The organism is Streptomyces sp. TBY4, from assembly GCF_024213195.1.
In the GTDB taxonomy this organism is placed as follows: Bacteria; Actinomycetota; Actinomycetes; order Streptomycetales; family Streptomycetaceae; genus Streptomyces.
Map to the genome: position 1 here is coordinate 31,818 of NZ_JANAVF010000014.1, position 15,862 is coordinate 47,679.

At 71.8% G+C, this 15,862-nt stretch carries 17 protein-coding genes; 10 read left to right on the forward strand and 7 right to left on the reverse strand.

Translation table 11 applies throughout. From position 1 onward, the window contains the following. Positions 1 to 40 precede the first annotated feature (40 nt). The 4 genes from NLX94_RS28090 to rsmI all read right to left on the reverse strand — a co-directional run bounded on the left by NLX94_RS28090 (position 41) and on the right by rsmI (position 4,540). Positions 41 to 1,297: a ubiquitin-like domain-containing protein gene (locus tag NLX94_RS28090; protein ID WP_374684039.1), complete on the reverse strand. Its 1,257-nt coding sequence runs from the start codon at positions 1,295 to 1,297 to the stop codon at positions 41 to 43. Positions 1,298 to 2,013: 716 nt separating this feature from the next. Beyond that, positions 2,014 to 2,892 carry a TatD family hydrolase gene (locus NLX94_RS28095; RefSeq protein WP_254385890.1) on the reverse strand — a complete coding sequence of 293 codons (879 nt, stop codon included), beginning with the start codon at positions 2,890 to 2,892 and terminating at the stop codon, positions 2,014 to 2,016. 10 nt (positions 2,893 to 2,902) lie between these two features. Then, the gene (locus NLX94_RS28100; RefSeq protein WP_254386081.1) at positions 2,903 to 3,274 is read right to left on the reverse strand and encodes a hypothetical protein; all 372 of its coding nucleotides are present in this window, start codon (positions 3,272 to 3,274) and stop codon (positions 2,903 to 2,905) included. Positions 3,275 to 3,586: 312 nt separating this feature from the next. Further along, positions 3,587 to 4,540, reverse strand: a complete 954-nt coding sequence (gene rsmI / locus NLX94_RS28105; RefSeq protein WP_308402558.1) for a 16S rRNA (cytidine(1402)-2'-O)-methyltransferase — start codon at positions 4,538 to 4,540, stop codon at positions 3,587 to 3,589. A gap of 88 nt (positions 4,541 to 4,628) precedes the next feature. Between rsmI and NLX94_RS28110 the strand changes: the two genes are divergently transcribed. Next, positions 4,629 to 6,410 (forward strand): dolichyl-phosphate-mannose--protein mannosyltransferase, encoded by a 1,782-nt coding sequence (locus NLX94_RS28110; RefSeq protein ID WP_374684036.1) that lies wholly within the window; start codon positions 4,629 to 4,631, stop codon positions 6,408 to 6,410. Positions 6,411 to 6,522: 112 nt separating this feature from the next. Here the strand turns inward: NLX94_RS28110 and NLX94_RS28115 are convergent, their stop codons facing one another. Next, entirely contained in the window at positions 6,523 to 6,918 is a 396-nt protein-coding gene (locus NLX94_RS28115) for a hypothetical protein (protein WP_254385891.1), read from the reverse strand. A 106-nt stretch (positions 6,919 to 7,024) separates the two neighbouring features. Here NLX94_RS28115 and NLX94_RS28120 point away from each other — a divergent pair, with 106 nt between their 5' ends. After that, a complete protein-coding gene (locus NLX94_RS28120; RefSeq protein WP_254385892.1) occupies positions 7,025 to 7,462 on the forward strand; it encodes a GntR family transcriptional regulator in 438 nt (145 codons plus the stop codon). A 25-nt stretch (positions 7,463 to 7,487) separates the two neighbouring features. After that, positions 7,488 to 8,051: an HD domain-containing protein gene (locus tag NLX94_RS28125; protein WP_254385893.1), complete on the forward strand. Its 564-nt coding sequence runs from the start codon at positions 7,488 to 7,490 to the stop codon at positions 8,049 to 8,051. Here the strand turns inward: NLX94_RS28125 and NLX94_RS28130 are convergent. Both NLX94_RS28130 and NLX94_RS28135 read right to left on the reverse strand, forming a co-directional pair. Beyond that, on the reverse strand, positions 8,044 to 8,517 hold the full coding sequence (locus NLX94_RS28130; protein ID WP_254385894.1) for an NUDIX domain-containing protein: 474 nt from the start codon (positions 8,515 to 8,517) through the stop codon (positions 8,044 to 8,046). The two genes, NLX94_RS28125 and NLX94_RS28130, sit on opposite strands and share 8 nt — an antisense overlap. Positions 8,518 to 8,519: 2 nt before the next feature. Then, positions 8,520 to 9,260, reverse strand: a complete 741-nt coding sequence (locus NLX94_RS28135) for an XRE family transcriptional regulator (protein ID WP_254385895.1) — start codon at positions 9,258 to 9,260, stop codon at positions 8,520 to 8,522. Between the two features lie 637 nt (positions 9,261 to 9,897). Between NLX94_RS28135 and NLX94_RS28140 the strand changes: the two genes are divergently transcribed. From NLX94_RS28140 to NLX94_RS28170, 7 genes are all read left to right on the forward strand, one after another. After that, a complete protein-coding gene (locus NLX94_RS28140; RefSeq protein ID WP_254385896.1) occupies positions 9,898 to 10,068 on the forward strand; it encodes a hypothetical protein in 171 nt (56 codons plus the stop codon). A gap of 85 nt (positions 10,069 to 10,153) precedes the next feature. After that, entirely contained in the window at positions 10,154 to 10,423 is a 270-nt protein-coding gene (locus NLX94_RS28145; protein WP_254385897.1) for a DUF6284 family protein, read from the forward strand. Beyond that, positions 10,420 to 10,698, forward strand: a complete 279-nt coding sequence (locus NLX94_RS28150; protein ID WP_254385898.1) for a hypothetical protein — start codon at positions 10,420 to 10,422, stop codon at positions 10,696 to 10,698. Before NLX94_RS28145 ends, NLX94_RS28150 begins: the two co-directional genes overlap by 4 nt. Then, positions 10,695 to 11,564, forward strand: coding sequence for a hypothetical protein (locus NLX94_RS28155; RefSeq protein WP_254385899.1), 870 nt, complete (start codon positions 10,695 to 10,697; stop codon positions 11,562 to 11,564). Before NLX94_RS28150 ends, NLX94_RS28155 begins: the two co-directional genes overlap by 4 nt. Next, positions 11,564 to 11,902, forward strand: a complete 339-nt coding sequence (locus NLX94_RS28160; protein ID WP_254385900.1) for an RRQRL motif-containing zinc-binding protein — start codon at positions 11,564 to 11,566, stop codon at positions 11,900 to 11,902. The genes NLX94_RS28155 and NLX94_RS28160 overlap by 1 nt, the downstream gene beginning before the upstream one ends. Positions 11,903 to 11,980: 78 nt before the next feature. After that, a complete protein-coding gene (locus tag NLX94_RS28165; RefSeq protein WP_254385901.1) occupies positions 11,981 to 13,603 on the forward strand; it encodes a hypothetical protein in 1,623 nt (540 codons plus the stop codon). Beyond that, entirely contained in the window at positions 13,603 to 15,687 is a 2,085-nt protein-coding gene (locus tag NLX94_RS28170; protein ID WP_254385902.1) for a hypothetical protein, read from the forward strand. The genes NLX94_RS28165 and NLX94_RS28170 overlap by 1 nt, the downstream gene beginning before the upstream one ends. Positions 15,688 to 15,862: the final 175 nt, after the last annotated feature.

The following is a 15,862-nucleotide window of genomic DNA, read 5'->3' on the forward strand; positions in this document are numbered from 1 at the left end:
GTCTCCGGCGCGGTGTTTTCGGGCTGCTGCTCTGCTGTGCTCACCGATAAAGGGTACGGCCGCAGTGTGGCCAGGGACTCGCCCCCCGCTGGACGTACAGCTTCTTCGCCCGGTACGTCTGTTCCGGGCCCGGGGCGTCCTGCGGGCGGCCGCTGCCGCCGAGGGACTGCCAGGTCTGCACGTCGAACTGGTAGAGCCCCCCGTACGTGCCCGAGGGGTCGGTGGCTCCGGGCCGTCCGCCCGACTCGCAGCGGGCCAGCGCGGCCCAGTCGAGGCCGTCGGCACCCTGGACGGAGGTCGGCAGCGGCTTGGTGCCGACCTTGACGAGCTGGCTGACGGGCTCGCGGACGGTCTCCTCGGCGATCCTGCGGGGCTTCTGCTTGACGCCGTTGACGGTGCGCAGGCTGTACGTGACCCTGCGCGCCCCGGGCCGCCCGGCGCGCTCGACGACTTCGGTGCCGGCGAAGAGGGAGGGGTCCTTGACCCGCTCGGTCGTGTAGGGGACGCGTTCCTCGCGGATCTCGCGGGTGCCGGTGATGCGGAGCACGGTGACGGTCTGGCCGTCGCGCGGGAAGGAGCCGGCGGGCACCGAGGTGGTGTCCTGGCCGTGGAGGGTGATCCCGGCTTCGCCGAGGGCCTCCTGCACGGTGGCCGCGTTGGTGCGGATCACCCGTTCGCGGCCGTCGGCCATGAAGGTGATGCTGCGTTCGGTACGGACGGCGAGGGCCAGGCCGCTGCGGGGGACGGGGGCGGTGCGGGGTGCGGAGAGGTAGGCGCCCTCGGCGCGGATGCCGAACTGGCGCAGCGCGCCGTCCACGGTGCGGGCGGTGGTCCACACCTCGCGCCGCTGTCCGTCGAGGGTCAGGCTCAGCGGGCGGCCGTAGCGCAGGACGATCTCGTCCCCGTCGTCGAGGGCCACCGCCCCGGCCGGGGCGACGAGGTCGTGGGGGCCGACGCCGAGTCCTTCGGCGGCGAGCAGCTCGTCCACGTCGTCGGCGAAGGTGTGCAGGGTCCGGGGGACTCCGTCGACGGTGAGGCGTACGGCCTTGTCGGCGGCGACGAAGGCGGTGGTGCCGCCCGCCAGGAAGGCGACGACCAGGGCCTGCGGCACGATGCGGCGCCAGGTGTCGCGGGGAGCGGGGGCGGCGCTGCGGCGCCGCCTCGGACCGGGGGCGGGGCGGGGGCCCGGGCCCGCCGGTGCGGGCACCGTGCCGAGTCCGGTCCCGCCCGCGCCCCCGCCCCTGCGGCGTCCGGTCCCCGCGGGAACCGGTCCGGCCGGGGCGGGGGCGGTGTCCAGGACCGCCGCCGGTGCGGCGCGGCGCCGGCGGCCGGTGGCGGGTGGCTCCGGCTCGGGGCCCGGCGCGGGACCGGCCGGGGCGGGGGCCCGGCCGCGAGCCCGGCGGCCCGCCCCCGGCTCGGCCGCCGTCCGCCGCCGCCCGCCGCCCCGGGGCGCCGGCACCGCGGGCTCCGGATGCGGGTCCGGGGCCAACCCCGGGATCAGATCCCTCTCCGGGCCCGCCGCCGGGTACGGGTCGGTGTCCGTGCCCGGCCCCGAGTACGGGTCGGTGTCCGCGCCCGGCCCCGAGTACGGGTCGGCGGCCTGGCCCGCCCCCTCGTACGGGCCGGTGTCCCGGCCCCGCCCCGGGTACAGGTCAGCGGCCGGGCCCGCCGCCATCCCCGCGTACGGGTCCAGGTCCCGGAACGTCCCCGGACCGGCGTCGCGGTCCGGGGTCGGCGCCTCGGGGGCCGCGTACGGGTCCAGGTCCGGGGCCGGCGGGCCCGCGTACGGGTCCAGGGGCAGGTCCGGGCGAGGGTCCGGGGCCACGGCCCAGGGGTCGCGTCCACCGGCCGGCCAGGCCACATCGCTCATCGCGCTCGCTCCACTGGTCCGTCCGGCTGCTTCGGGCACGGCACCCTAGCGGAGCGGTCGTCACGCTACAAAGCCGGGCGGCTACGGAACGTGGCGAACGGGTGAGGCAGGACGAGGGCGGATGAGGGGGGCCGACCGTGGGGTCAGTAGGCGAAGGCGCGGGCCGTGTTGGCCGCCAGGGCCGTCGCCATCGCGTCCTCGTCGATGCCGCGGACGGCGGCCATGGCCCGTACGGTCAGCGGAATGAGGTACGGGGCGTTGGGCCGCCCGCGGTACGGGGCCGGGGTGAGGTACGGGGCGTCGGTCTCCACGAGCACCAGCTCCAGCGGGGCCACCGCCAGGGCCTCCCGCAGCGGCGCCGCGTTCTTGAAGGTGACGGTTCCGGCGAAGGACATGTAGTAGCCGGCGGCGGCGCACTCGCGGGCCATGTCCGCGTCGCCCGAGTAGCAGTGGAAGACGGTCCGCTCTGGGGCGCCCTCCTCGCGCAGGACGCGCAGTACGTCCGCGTGGGCCTCGCGGTCGTGGATGACCAGGGCCTTGCCCTGCCGCTTGGCGATCTCGATGTGCGCGCGGAAGGAACGCTCCTGCGCGGCCATGCCCTCCGGGCCGGTCCGGAAGTAGTCGAGTCCGGTCTCGCCGACCGCCTTCACGTGCGCGAGGGCCGCCAGGGCCTCGATCTCGGCGAGCGCGTCGTCGAGCGCGGCCTCGCCGCCGCCCGTCCGGGCGCCCTGCCGGGACCAGCCGTCGGGGTCCCCGTGCACGATCCGGGGGGCTTCGTTGGGGTGCAGGGCCACGGCCGCGTGGACGTTCTCGTACGCGGCGGCGGTCTCTGCGGCCCAGCGGGAGCCCTTCACGTCGCAGCCCACCTGGACGACGGTGGTCACCCCGACGGAGGCGGCCTTGGCGAGGCCCTCCTCGACGGTGCCGGACTGCATGTCCAGGTGGGTGTGGGAGTCGGCGACCGCCACCCGGAGCGGTTCGGGCAGCGGGGGCGGCGCATCGTTCGGCGTGCTACGGCTCATGCGGCCGATCTTATGACCGGCGGAAGAACCTGAGCAGCCGGGCCATCAGCCCGGGCTGTTCGACGGGGACCGGTCCGGGGGCCTCGTGCAGGGTGGCCCTGCGGGGCTTCGGGGGCTTCACCGTGTACCCGGCGGGCACCGGGCCGGCGATCCCGGGGGCCGCGCGGTGGTGGTAGAGCTGGTCGAGCATGCCGATGACCGACTTGACCTGGCCCTCCCGCATGATCCGCACGACGTGGCCGCCGCAGTTCATGCAGGTGGGGTTGGAGAGGGGGGAGGGGACCCGTTCGCCGTCCGCCGTGTAGACGATGAAGGGCAGGCCCCTGGCGTCGGTGTGGTGCTCTATCTCGTACCCCTGCTCCCAGCCGTAGCCGCACTTCATGCAGGCGAAGGAGTACGCCTCGTGCACGGTCGGCACGGAGGCGGGGGCGGAGTCCGTCGCGGGCACGGCCGGGGCGGCCGGCGCGGCGACGGTCGAAGCGACGGGTCCGGCGACCGGTTGGGGTTCGGCGATCTCACTCATGCCAGCTCCTCTTGTTCCACTGCTGCCATTGCCAGTGGACGCCTCTTCCGGCGGGAGCGCATCAGGCCCTGTCCAGTGTTGGACAGGCCTTGGGCCAGTCATGCCCAAAGCGCCCTGTGCGCGGTCTGCGCGCGGTGCGAGCTTTGCTTTTCAGGTTAGCCCTTTACCGACTCACGGCGACTTTTGTGCCGCGTTCTTTGCCGCCACCACCGCGTCGAACACCTCGCGCTTGGGTACCCCGGCCTCGGCGGCGACTGCCGCGATGGCCTCCTTGCGCCGCTCCCCCGCCTCCTCGCGCACCCGTACCCGGTTCACCAGCTCCTCGGCGTCCACGTCGCCGGGGGCCGCGGCGGGGGCGCCCTCGACGACCACGGTGATCTCCCCGCGCACGCCTTCGGCGGCCCAGGCGGCCAGCTCTCCGAGCCCGCCGCGCTTGACCTCCTCGTAGGTCTTGGTCAGCTCGCGGCAGACGGCGGCGCGCCGGTCGGCGCCGAAGACCTCGGCCATGGCGGCCAGGGTGTCGTCGAGCCGGTGCGGGGCCTCGAAGTAGACGAGGGTGCGGCGCTCCGCGGCGACCTCGCGGAGCTTGCCGAGGCGCTCGCCGGCCTTGCGCGGCAGGAAGCCCTCGAAGCAGAAGCGGTCGACGGGCAGCCCGGAGAGGGCGAGCGCGGTGAGGACGGCGGAGGGCCCGGGGACGGCCGTGACCTTGATGTCCTTCTCCACGGCGGCGGCGACGAGCCGGTAGCCGGGGTCGGAGACGGAGGGCATGCCGGCGTCCGTCACCAGCAGGACGCGCTTGCCGGCCTCCAGGGCCTCGACCAGTTCGGGGGTGCGCGCGGACTCATTGCCCTCGAAGTAGGAGAGCACGCGGCCGGTGGTGTAGACACCGAGTCCCTGGGTCAGCCTGCGCAGCCGCCGGGTGTCCTCGGCGGCGATCACATCGGCCCGCTCCAGCTCGGAGGCGAGCCGCGGCGGCGCGTCGGCGAGGTCGCCGATGGGGGTGCCGGCGAGGACGAGGACGCCTCCCGCGAGTGCGTCGGAGGGTGCCGGGGAGGACGCGCGGGAAGGAGCCTGCGAGGACTCCGGGGAGGGGGCTTCGGCGGCGCGGGGCTGGTCAGTGGTCACCGCCCCATCCTCTCAGCCGCCCCAACCGCCGCGCCCCACACTCCCGTCCCCCTGGGTCCGGCACAGGGTCGTTCCCTACGATGTGCCGGTGACCAGTACCGCGACGCCGCCGCCCAGCCCTGCGGGGGCCCCGCCCGCCACCGAGGCCGGGTCCGGCCCCGACCCCGTCGACCAGCCGTCCGCCTGGCTGCGCCGGCTGCGCGCCTTCGGCTACGTGCAGCCCGCCGGGGCGAAGCGGCAGTCGGACGTGCGCACCCGCCTGGTGCCCCCGTACGCCCGGCCGTCCGCACAGCTGTGGGCCCAGATCGGGATCGGGCCGGCCGCGGCGGTGCGCTGGGAGCGGGTGCTGGCGTGGGCCGGGCCGCTGCTGGTGGCGCTGGTCGCGGGGGTGCTGCGGTTCGTCCACCTGGGCACCCCGAAGGCGGTGATATTCGACGAGACGTACTACGCCAAGGACGCCTGGGCCACGGTCCGGCAGGGCTACGAGGCGAGCTGGCCCAAGGACATCGACAAGTCGATCCTCGCCAACCCCGACGGGGTCTCCCTCCCGCTGGACCCGGGCTACGTCGTGCACCCGCCGGTCGGCAAATGGGTGATCGGGCTGGGCGAGTGGATGTTCGGCTTCGACCCGTTCGGCTGGCGGTTCATGACCGCGCTGCTCGGCACCCTGTCCGTACTGATGCTGTGCCGCATCGGGCGGCGGCTGTTCCGCTCCACCTTCCTGGGCTGCCTGGCCGGTCTCCTGCTGGCGGTGGACGGCCTGCACCTGGTGATGAGCCGCACCGCCCTGCTCGACCTGGTGCTGATGTTCTTCGTGCTGGCGGCCTTCGGGGCGCTGGTGATCGACCGGGACAAGGTGCGGGCCCGGCTCGCGGCGGCGCTCCCGGTGGACGAGGAGGGGCGGACCCGGCCGGACGCCCGGATCGCGGAGACGCTGAAGCTGGGCTGGCGCCCGTACCGGCTCCTGGCCGGCGTCTGCCTGGGCCTTGCCTTCGGGACGAAGTGGAACGGCCTGATCGTGCTGGCCTTCTTCGGCGTGATGATGGTCCTGTGGGACGCGGCCGCGCGCCGCACGGCGGGCGCGGGCGCCCCGTACGCGGCGATGATGCGCCGCGACGCACTGCCCGGCTTCCTCTCCACCGTCCCCGTGGCGATCTCCGTCTACGTGGCCTCCTGGCTCGGCTGGATCCTCTCCCCCGACAACGGCAAGGGCGGCTACTTCCGCGACTGGGCCGCCAAGAACGACCAGCACAGCTCGTGGTCCTTCCTGCCGGAGTGGCTGCGCAGCCTGTGGCACTACGAGACCGAGGTCTACAAGTTCCACGTGGGCCTGACCTCGGGCCACACCTACGAGTCGAACCCGTGGAGCTGGCTGGTCCTGGGCCGTCCCGTCTCCTACTTCTACGAGTCCCCCGCGCCCGGCACCGACGGCTGCCCGGCGACGGAGACCGCCAAGTGCGCGCGCGAGGTGCTGGCGCTCGGCACGCCGCTGCTGTGGTGGACGGGCTGCTTCGCGCTGCTGTACGTGCTGTGGCGCTGGTTCTTCCGCCGCGACTGGCGGGCGGGCGCGATCGCGTGCGCGCTGGGCGCGGGCCTGCTGCCCTGGTTCAACTACCAGGAGCGGACCATCTTCTTCTTCTACGCGGTGGTCTTCGTCCCGTACCTGTGCCTGGCGGTGGCCATGATGATCGGCGCCCTGCTGGGCCCGGCCGGCTCCTCGGAACGCCGCCGCGCCCTGGGGGCGGTGGGGGCGGGCGTCCTGGTCCTCCTGATCGTCTGGAACTTCATCTATTTCTGGCCCATCTACACGGGCCAGACCATCCCGATGGACTCCTGGCAGAACCGGATGTGGCTGGACACCTGGGTTTAGCAGGTGAAAGACGAGGGCCCGGCGCGGAGCGCGCCGGGCCCTTCTTGGTTGTCGTTGGGCCTTGTCAGGCGTTGTGGGCCGTCACCTGACGGCCCACGGACGGCCCAGACTTCTACTTGGGCCCGGTGCACACGATGCTCTTGTCTCCGGTTTCTGCGACGTCGATCCCTTGCTCACCACCAACACGCCAAGTACCTATGAGCTCGACGGCGCCTGTGGCGCCCACAACCTGTCGGCACAGATCGAGGCTGGTACGACCTTCAAAGACGCGAAGGATCTTCGCGTCTGCCGCAGCAGATTCACACGGCACGAGGCTCGGAGTGGATCCACTCGTCGCCATGCACGTCCCCACCTTGGCTTTGAGTGGCTCCGGGTCGTCCTCATCGAAGATCGCACCGACCACTAGGAGGGCAGCAAACGCCGCGACGACCATGCCCGCGCACCCAAGCTTGATCTTGTGCATAAGTATTGAGCTGCCGTCGGCAGCCTTTCTTCCCATGGTGGGCATCCTGTCCGTCTAAGGCACCAGACGCCAGGCCTTCACCCTCTGCGAAGCTGGACCGCACGGACGTCGACAGGCACCACCGCACACGCGGCGGAAGAAGGAGGAGCGCGTGACGAACCCCAGCCCGCGCGGGACGTACTTGACGATCGCTGAAGCCCTGCGGGCAAGGATCGCCGAGGGGACCTACCCCGACGGCCTTCCGTCCGAAGCGGAGATCGGGCGGGAGTTCGGCGTGGCCCGCACGACCGTCCGCCGCGCGCTTCGTGCGCTGGAGGAGGCCGGTGACGTAACCACCGTCGCCGGGGTCGGTCGGCAGGTAGGCGGCCGGTCACAGGTGGCGCCGTACCGCCGGATCATGACGGACCTTCTGGACCGCATTCGGACGGGCGAGCTGCCTGCCGGCGCTCGGCTTCCGAGCGAGGCCGAGCTATCCGAGTCCTACGGGGTCGCGCGGGGCACCGTCCGCCGCGCCGTGCACGAACTCGAAGGCGCAGGGCACATTCACGCTCAGCACGGAGTCGGGCGGTTCGTGGGCCCGGCAACCTGATTCTCGACAGCTTGGGGGAACTCGTATGCAGCTGGCCAAGTGGGCTCACGATCTCGCTGAGTCCCTGCTCGCCGAAAGCCTGCCGACCCGGTGGGCCCATTCCCAGCGCGTCTACTCGCAGGCCCTGACACTGGCCCCGGTACTTGGCGAGGACGCAGAACTACTGGCCGCAGCGGCCATTGCGCACGACGTCGGGTACGCCCGAGCAGCCGTGGACACGGGTCAACACATGATTGATGGGGCGCGCTATCTGCGCGACGTGGTGGGTGCCGACCCACGGCTGTGCAGCATCGTGGCCTTCCATACTTCGTCGCCGTGGGAGGCTTCCGAGCTGGGGCTGAGCGAGAGGCTGGCAGAGTTCGGCCCCGCAGAGCCCGTACTGGTGGACGCAATCACCTACTGCGACCTGACCAGCAGCCCCGTGGGCGCGCTCGTGGATCCGGCGGAGCGGCTGACCGAAGTTCTCGACCGGTACGGCCCGGAGCACGTGGTGTTCCGGGCCGTATCCGCGGCTCGGCCCGAGCTGCTGGCCCGCGTCACCCGCGTACGTCAGCGCGCCTTCGAGACGGAGCAGTCCAAGCTCAGCTAATCCGGGGAACGGACAAGTCGCGGAAGCCTTCGTCCAGCCGCCGGCGAGTAGTGGGCGACACGTCAAGGGAGTCCACGTCCGCGCGCGGAATCCACCGCACTTCCAGGGATTCCGAACTCACCTTGATCTCGCCGCTGAGCGGTCGGGCCCGGAAGCAGAGCGAGAACTCCTGACGAACCTCGCCGTCCGCGAACGCGATGACGTGGCCGGGGTCAGTGAAGATGCCTACCAGGCCGACCACCTCAACCTGGATCCCGGTTTCCTCCAGAACCTCACGGACGACCGTTCCCGCGATGTTCTCTCCGATCTCCTGGACTCCCCCTGGCATTCCCCACCGACCGTTGTCCGATCGGCGCTCCAGCAGCACATCACCCGCATCGTTGACGACGAATGCCGTCACCGCAGGCACGATGCTGTTGGCCTTCGGCGCATTGGGATCGTTGAAGTAGTCCGTACGGCGACTCATGCTCACCCTTCAATGGGGACAGCTTCGGACCAGACCTTCTCGAAGCTCTGCTGATATGTGGAGACCAGCTCAGCACCGGCGACCTTACGCAGGTGGAGGACCGGCGTCAGGGGCGCACTCACCCCGTACACCTGTGTGTTCACCAACCACTCGTCGTCCGAGCGATAGAGCGAGTTGTGCAGAGTCGACCGGTGGAGACGGAATTCGATCCCCGAAACGGAGTACAGGGGGCGATAGAGCTTCAGCACCTCGCGAACCTTGTAGGCCACGCCTTCGCCGATTTCCTCCTCATCCCCTCGGCGCCGGATCTCTGGGCTTTCCGGGTCGCCGAGCAGGATGCGGGCCCGGACACCGCCCGCCGCTTTCAACCTGAGTAGCTGTGGCCAGCGCGGATTTTCGGCGAGGAAGACACCCGCGTGCACCAGCACGCCGATCTCCCGTTCCGCCCGGCCGAATAGCTGGAGCCATAGGTCCGCCGGCACGTAGGACCGATGCGGGTAGACCTTCAACACCTCGGCATCCGCAGCGTCCTTACGCTGCCCGTCCGGCAGGCCATCGGGCCACAGGTAGCCCTCGTCCTCCCGAAGGAAGGCCGAGATGGCAAGGCGGTGGCGCCGGTATGGCGCCCGCCCTTTGGTGATCCAGCGTTCCACCGTCTTGGGGTCGACCCCAAGGTGCTCCGCCAGGGCATCCACGGCGACGCCTTGCGTCAGCATCGCGGACCGTAACCGCTCGTTCGCCATCCAACCCCCAGGGACGTCTAGGGACGCAGCCGCCCCGCAGAACGCTATCGAGGACGTCCCAAGTCGTCCAGGGACGTGGTGACTTCGTCCCACCCTTCGGCGGCACTCTGATGTCACACCACAGGACGGACCGGCTGAGGCGAAGAGCTTGACAGCCTCAACCAGAACCGCCAATGTGGGATACATGTTCAAGCATGTATCCCATGCAGTGAATGCGGCTACCTCGCGCTGACCTGCATGGATGCCTGCGACGAGCATGAACAGCTGAGGGCGGGGACGCTGCAATCCCGCTAAAGGCCAGGGGACAGGGCGAGTGGTTGGCGCCCGACTGGCGAGGTGGCCCGGTGACCGCGAGCAACGGCCGGAGGGTGGGGACTTGGTCCCCCTTGCAGTGCTGCATCCGAGTTGAAGACGTAGGAGGACATCGTGATCCGCTTAAGACTTCGGGCCCCGACCGCGCTGGACCGGCGCGTCGGGAACGCCCTTCGCGTCATCCCCTGAGCCGCCGCGAAGACACACCGGGATAGCCGGTGCCTCGCCACTCAGGGCGGCTGCCTCCTCCGCGCGTCCGGCGCTTCGGCGCTCTACGTGCGGGGTTGAGGGGAGCCGGAGAGACCGGCCCCGGAAGGGGTTCGAGATGGACAAGAAGCTCGCCGCGGCCATCCAGCGTGACAACGACCTGGAGGACGCCGGCATGCACGGCGACGACCGCAAGACCTGCTGGACCCACCAGAGCTGGTCCGAGGACTGCCAGGAACAGCCGTTCCACACCCAGCCGAGCGCCAGCCACTACCCGCGCCCGGCCTGACCTTCCACCCCCAACGACGTGCGGCCCCGGTGCTCTAACACCGGGGCCGCTTCGAGCCGTCCACCTGCTAGGGAGAACACGACTCATGAAGCACATCGTCGCACTTCAGAACCTCGTTACCCCGTGGTCCGACGGCTTGGAGCCGTCGGACGCGGAGCTGGACGCGATCGAGTGGGAGATGCCGCTCATCGAGGCGGACGTCGAACTGCTCGACGCGGAGATCGCCGTGCTGGACCGGGCGCCCTCCGAGCTGGACGAGCGCCGGATCCGCCGGGCCCGCCGCAAGGTGCTGAACGCCCACCGGACGCTGACGAACCGGGCCGCCGCGGCGAGCATGCCTGGCGGTGCCGCATGAATCAGCGCACCGAGAACGCTGCCGTCACCGACTTGCTCAGGGCGATCGTGGAAGCCCTCGACGTCCCGCTGCCGTCCCTCGCTGACGCCGACGAGCGCGCTTACCACCGGCTGCTGGCGCACCGTACGAGCGACCTGCGGGTCACTCTCGCGGTGCTGCTCTCGCGCGGTGGGGACCCGTGGGAGAACGCGAGCATCATCCGCCGGCGGACCGCCGAGGAGCCCGTCACCTACGCCCCGTTCGTCTTCACCGAAGACGACGGAGGTACGTCGTGAACTCCAGCGTCCGGACGACTGGTTCACAGGGAGCGCTCCTCGCTCAGGTGGAGGCGTTGAACGGGCTGCTGTCCAAACTGACGAAGGTGCTGGTGACGGTCGCGTTCGTGGCGCTGGTGTTCACCGCGTCGAACGTGACGATGTTCGCGATCGACCACCACGTGTCGCCGTGGATCGCGTGGATGCTCGACCCGATGGTCGCCGTCGCGCTCGGCGCGGTCCTCATCTTCGACGGCCGTCTCTCCGAGTACGGGCTCACCTCCTCTGGCTGGGCCGCCGTGCTGCGCTGGTTCGCCGGGCTGGGCACCTGGGTGATGAACTGCTGGAGCTCGCTGTGGCCGACCGGGACCGCGTTCGGCATCCCCCGCGCGGTCGACCCGGCCGGGCTCGTCCTCCACTCCATCCCCCCGGTCCTCCTGATCGTTCTCGCCGAAGCGATCAGCCACTACCGGCACGCGATCCTCGCGAAAATCGCCCAGCTCCAAGCCCAGGTGGACGCCGGAGCGAACGAGGTGGACGCGACCCCTGTCCACCAGGCATCCACTCCGCCCCCAGCACCCACACCCTCAGCCACTACGTCCGTCCCGGCGCCCGTACGGGGCCACGCGAAGCCGCTGGTCATCTGTGGTGGCGGGCTGGTGTTCCACCCGGCCTTCCCTCTCGCGTCCACCTCGGTCCACCGGGTGGAACGGGAACCTGCCCGCTTGTCCGCCGATGAAGCCGCGAACGTGATCCGCGCGTGCTGGGTGCAGGGCAAGAGCCTCCCGGAGGCGGCCCGGCTTTCCACCCGGTCCACCTCCTACGTCCACAAGCTCTACCAACGCCTCAACGAGGACCGCGCCGCCCTCCCCGCAGGGGTGAGCTGATGTCCACCCTGCCCGTCTACACCTGGCGCCTGGCCCCCGACGGCCTGGCCACCCGCCGCCAGCTCCGCGCGGCCGGCCTCCGCCCCGGCGGACAGGACGTCGTCGCCCAGGTGGAACGGCCCCGCTACCGGCGCGGGCCGCTGATCGCCTTCCTCTACCGGATAGAGCTGGCCCGCCCGGTCCGCCCCATGACCCCGGCCAAGGCCGCAGCTCTGGCGAAGGCCAACACGGCCCGCCGTACCTGCCCGCACTGCCGTCGCGATGCCGGGTACGTGATCCCGGCCTCGCTCGGCATGTGCGTCCCCTGCGCGTACCCCGAAGACCAGCACGCCGCCTGAACCACTCAGCAGGGCCCGGCCGCCAGCCTCCTACAGCGTCGGCCGGGCCCTCTTCTCCCCTGAAGGAGCACGTTCAGCATGACCGAGACGACCGTCGAACCGCAGGCTCCACCCCAAGAAGCCACCAGCGCCCCTGCCCTGGCCGAGACAAGCGCGTCCACCCCCGCGAAGGAGGTGGAGCACACCGCCGGGGGCTACCCCGTGGTGCCGCTGTCCCTGTCCGGGACGAACACCGCGGCCGGACTGCTGGCCACGGCCGCGCTGACCGGCGGCCCGATCGCCGCCGCGATCGCCATGACCGGCGCCGCCGTTCTCGGCACCGCCGCCGCCCACCAGCGCAGCAAGGCCGGGAAGAGGAAGCTCACCTCGAAGGCGACCTCGACCCCGGCCAGTACCCGGGCCTCCGGCGGCCGCGCGGGCAGTGGCGGCTTGGGGCGGATCCCGATGCAGCCCCGCACCAGCCCACGAACCGGCAGCAGTGGCGGTGGCGGGGCCGGATCCCGCAAGAGCGCCGGGAAGGCCCGGCACCGTGCGGGCAATCCGGCCGGCGGCCGGGCCGGTGCCGCCTTCGGTAAGGCGGGTAGGCCGTCGGCCCGGCAGCGTGCCGTGCAGGCGGCTGGCCGTCTGGCCGGTGGCCGGGCCGGACAGGTTCAGGCTCTGCGCTCGCAGGCCAGGACGCAGGCCCCGACCCGGTCCGCCGCCCGCACGGCTGCCGTGCAGGCCCGCCGTCAGGTCGCCGACACCCGGCGGGCCGTACGGGCCACCGAGCGTGCAGCAGGAGTGCGGGCCACCGGCCGCGGCCCGGCGGCCCGCACTCTGGCCAGGGCCATGGGCGGGGCCGCTGCCGTCCGCGACCGGGCCGTCGGCGCCGCACGCTCGATACGGGACCGCAGCGCGGGCCGAGCTGTCGTCGCCGGTCGGGCCGGTGTGCAGGAGGCGGCGCACCGCAGGCGGGTCGCCGCCCTGCAGGCCCCCGCCCAGAGGGCCGCGCGGCAGGCGCTGCGCCGGTCCGCCGCCCGCTTTCTGGCCCGCCGGGCCGCCGCGGCCGTGCTCGGCGCGGCGCTCGGCGTCCTCGGCATGGTGACCACCCCCCTCGGCCGCAGGCTCCGCTGGAACTGGCTGATGTTCCCCGGCCGGCGCCTCTACCAGTTCCTCGTCGGCCGGGCCCGCGCCGAGCGCGAAGAGCGGGACGAGGAGATCCGCGCCCAGCTCGAAGACGACGAGCAGGCCGCCGAAGAACAGGCCCAGACCGAGCGCGCCCAGGACGCCGAGGGCGACCTGCTCGGCGACACGGCGGCCCGTCCCACCACGCACGTTCCCGCACCTCCCGCCAGCCAAGGAGTAGCTGTGAGCAACGCATCCGGGTTCAGGTTCGAAGAGCTCGCCGCCGAGATGGAAGCCGCGGCCCAGGCCTACGAGCCGGAGAACGCGATGGAGATCCTCGCGATGATCGAAGGCCTCCCCGAAGCCCTCGCCTCGATCGCGAACGTCATGCAGATCCTCGCGGAGCGCTCCGACACCGAGTTCCCGCTGGAGAAGGAAGTCGCCGACGGATTCGCCGACATCTACGGCGCCCTCAACTCCGCGACCGCCGTCGCCGAAGACCTCGGACCGGCCTTCCGCAAGGCCCACGAGGCCGACATCGCCCGCCACGAGGACCCCCGCAACGGGCCCGAGGCCGAGAAGGGCTGGAACGTCTGATGACCACCACTTCCGCCATCAAGCACGAGGGCCTGGCCCTGGATTGGGCCGCAGGCCACGGCCCCATCACCGGCGCCCTCTCCGCCACCACCGGCGCGTACGCGGTCGCCACCGTCGGCACCCTCGCCCACATGCCCCCGAGCTGGGCGTTGGCCGTCGGGACGGTCGGTGCGATCGGGCACACCGCGTCGGGGCTGCGGCAGAAGCTCGCTGCCCGCACGATCGGCGCCCGCGCCGCCTCCTGGCTGCTCGGGTCCGGCTGGACCACATGGGCCCTGGCCACCGGCCCCCTGAACTGGACCGCCCTCGGCTCCCTCGCCGTGATCGGCGTCGGGATGGGAGCCGCGGCCCGCTCCGTCGGCTTCTACGAGGAAGCCCGCGAACTCGAAGCCATCGCCCTCGCCGAGCGGCAGGTGGCCCGTGAACTGTCCGCCGACCGGCGGGCCATCGCCGCCGAGTGGGTGGACCGGGTTCAGCGGGTCTGCGGGATCACCCTGCGGGTCGTGGCGGTCGAGATGTGGCCGACGAACACCGGTTTCACCATCGACGCCGAACTCCCCGCCGGCGGTACCACCTACGACCGCATCGCCAAAGAGAACGCCCGCCTCAGCGCGGACGCCCGGCTCCCGCACGGGTGCACCGCCGCAGCCTCCCCGGGGATCGACCAGGGCCGCGTCCTCATCGACGTCACCACCGTCAACGTGCTGGCCGCCGAGGTCGCCTACCCGACCGACTACAGCCCTCTGTCGGTCCACACGGGGATCCCGTGGGGGTACCGGACGAACGCGGACGCGATCCTCACCTACCTGCGTGAGCAGTGCGCCCTCGTCGTCGGCCCGACCGGCTCCGGTAAGACCAACATGGTCCACGTCATCCTGGCCGGATTCGCCCGTGCCACCGACATCCTGACCTGGGTCATCGACCTCAACGCCGGATCCGCCGGCCTGCCCTGGGTCCGCCCCGCCATGGACGGGTCGGGGCAGGGGCAGGCGGTGCGGCCGGGGATCGATTGGCTGGCCGCATCCCACGAGGAGGCCGACCTGATGCTGGATGCCGCGCTGCGGATCGGGCTCTACCGCAAGCGGGCATACCAGGACCTCATGGCCAAGGCCAACACCGACCTCCTGCCCGTCAGTCACGAGATTCCGCAGATCATGCTGGTCATCGACGAGGGCGCGGAGATCCTCGTCAGCAACGAGCCCGAGAAGCGGAAGCTCGCGAAGAAGATCCTGGAAGTGATCCGGATGCTCCGCGCAATGGGCATCCGCACCGTCCTGACCGCGCTCGGCGCGACCGGCGCCGTCCTGGGCAACGTCATGATCCGCCGGGAGGCCAAAACGCGGGTGGTCCTGACCGGCGGGGCGACCGAGGGCATGGACCTGTCCAAGCTGTTCCCCGGTGGTCGCGGTTTGCGGATTGAGCAGGCGCCCCACAAGGGCACCGGGTTCATGGGCACCCCCGAATCCCCGGCTGGTCTTTTCGGGACGTGGCGGATCCTGCCCACCCAGATCCGCGACATCGTCCACGCCACCTCGGACCGACACCCCCGCCTGGACGCCGTCTCCGCCAAGGCGGCTGGGGCCGACTACGCCCGCCGGTGGGACCACGGGCGCACTACCTGGATCAGCAACCACGAACACAGCCTGACCCCGCCCGACACCAGTGGCCCGGCGCCGGCGGATCGGACCGTCGGAGGCCTGAACCTCTCCGCCCACCGAGACCAGGCGCCGGCCGTCACCGAGACGGACGGGGTGGACGCCGAGTTCGAGCGGCTCATGTCCGTCGAGTTCACCACCGCGCCCCAGCCGGAGCCGGAGGAGGAGGCGCCGCGGCGGCCGGGGCTGAACCTGTCCGCGCATCGGAGCGAGAGCGGGCGGGATGCCGGTCCGGGCTGGCTGCCGGAAGCGGTCACCGCGATCTACGCCGCTGGAGCCGAGGGCATGAAGCCCGCGGCCGTCGCGGACCTCGTCGGCAAGGACCGCAAGACCGTCCGCGCCGCCCTCAGGGCCGCCGCTGAACGGGGCGAGCTGGTTTACCGCGACAACGGACCGCACTCGGTCTACGTCCACCCCGACCACGCCTGAACCGTGCACGGACAGCTACCGGGTACTGGGTAGTGGGGCACGCCCCACTACCCAGTAGAACACCCCACTAGCACCCCCACGGGCCCCCAACAGGCCCTTTCTACTGGGGACCCCACTACCCACTACCCAGTAGCCACACCCCACTAGAACCACGCAGAGCGACCACCCACAGCGG

Excerpts from the sequence above, each read along its gene's own strand:
- NLX94_RS28135 (WP_254385895.1), bottom strand. The coding sequence starts at position 9,260 with ATGGCGAACGAGCGGTTACGGTCCGCGATGCTGACGCAAGGCGTCGCC.
- NLX94_RS28170 (WP_254385902.1), top strand. The coding sequence starts at position 13,603 with ATGACCACCACTTCCGCCATCAAGCACGAGGGCCTGGCCCTGGATTGG.
- NLX94_RS28125 (WP_254385893.1), top strand. The coding sequence starts at position 7,488 with ATGCAGCTGGCCAAGTGGGCTCACGATCTCGCTGAGTCCCTGCTCGCC.
- NLX94_RS28150 (WP_254385898.1), top strand. The coding sequence starts at position 10,420 with ATGAATCAGCGCACCGAGAACGCTGCCGTCACCGACTTGCTCAGGGCG.
- NLX94_RS28140 (WP_254385896.1), top strand. The coding sequence starts at position 9,898 with ATGGACAAGAAGCTCGCCGCGGCCATCCAGCGTGACAACGACCTGGAG.
- NLX94_RS28100 (WP_254386081.1), bottom strand. The coding sequence starts at position 3,274 with ATGAAGTGCGGCTACGGCTGGGAGCAGGGGTACGAGATAGAGCACCAC.
- NLX94_RS28160 (WP_254385900.1), top strand. The coding sequence starts at position 11,564 with ATGTCCACCCTGCCCGTCTACACCTGGCGCCTGGCCCCCGACGGCCTG.
- NLX94_RS28095 (WP_254385890.1), bottom strand. The coding sequence starts at position 2,892 with ATGAGCCGTAGCACGCCGAACGATGCGCCGCCCCCGCTGCCCGAACCG.
- NLX94_RS28130 (WP_254385894.1), bottom strand. The coding sequence starts at position 8,517 with ATGAGTCGCCGTACGGACTACTTCAACGATCCCAATGCGCCGAAGGCC.
- NLX94_RS28115 (WP_254385891.1), bottom strand. The coding sequence starts at position 6,918 with ATGCCCACCATGGGAAGAAAGGCTGCCGACGGCAGCTCAATACTTATG.
- NLX94_RS28165 (WP_254385901.1), top strand. The coding sequence starts at position 11,981 with ATGACCGAGACGACCGTCGAACCGCAGGCTCCACCCCAAGAAGCCACC.
- NLX94_RS28145 (WP_254385897.1), top strand. The coding sequence starts at position 10,154 with ATGAAGCACATCGTCGCACTTCAGAACCTCGTTACCCCGTGGTCCGAC.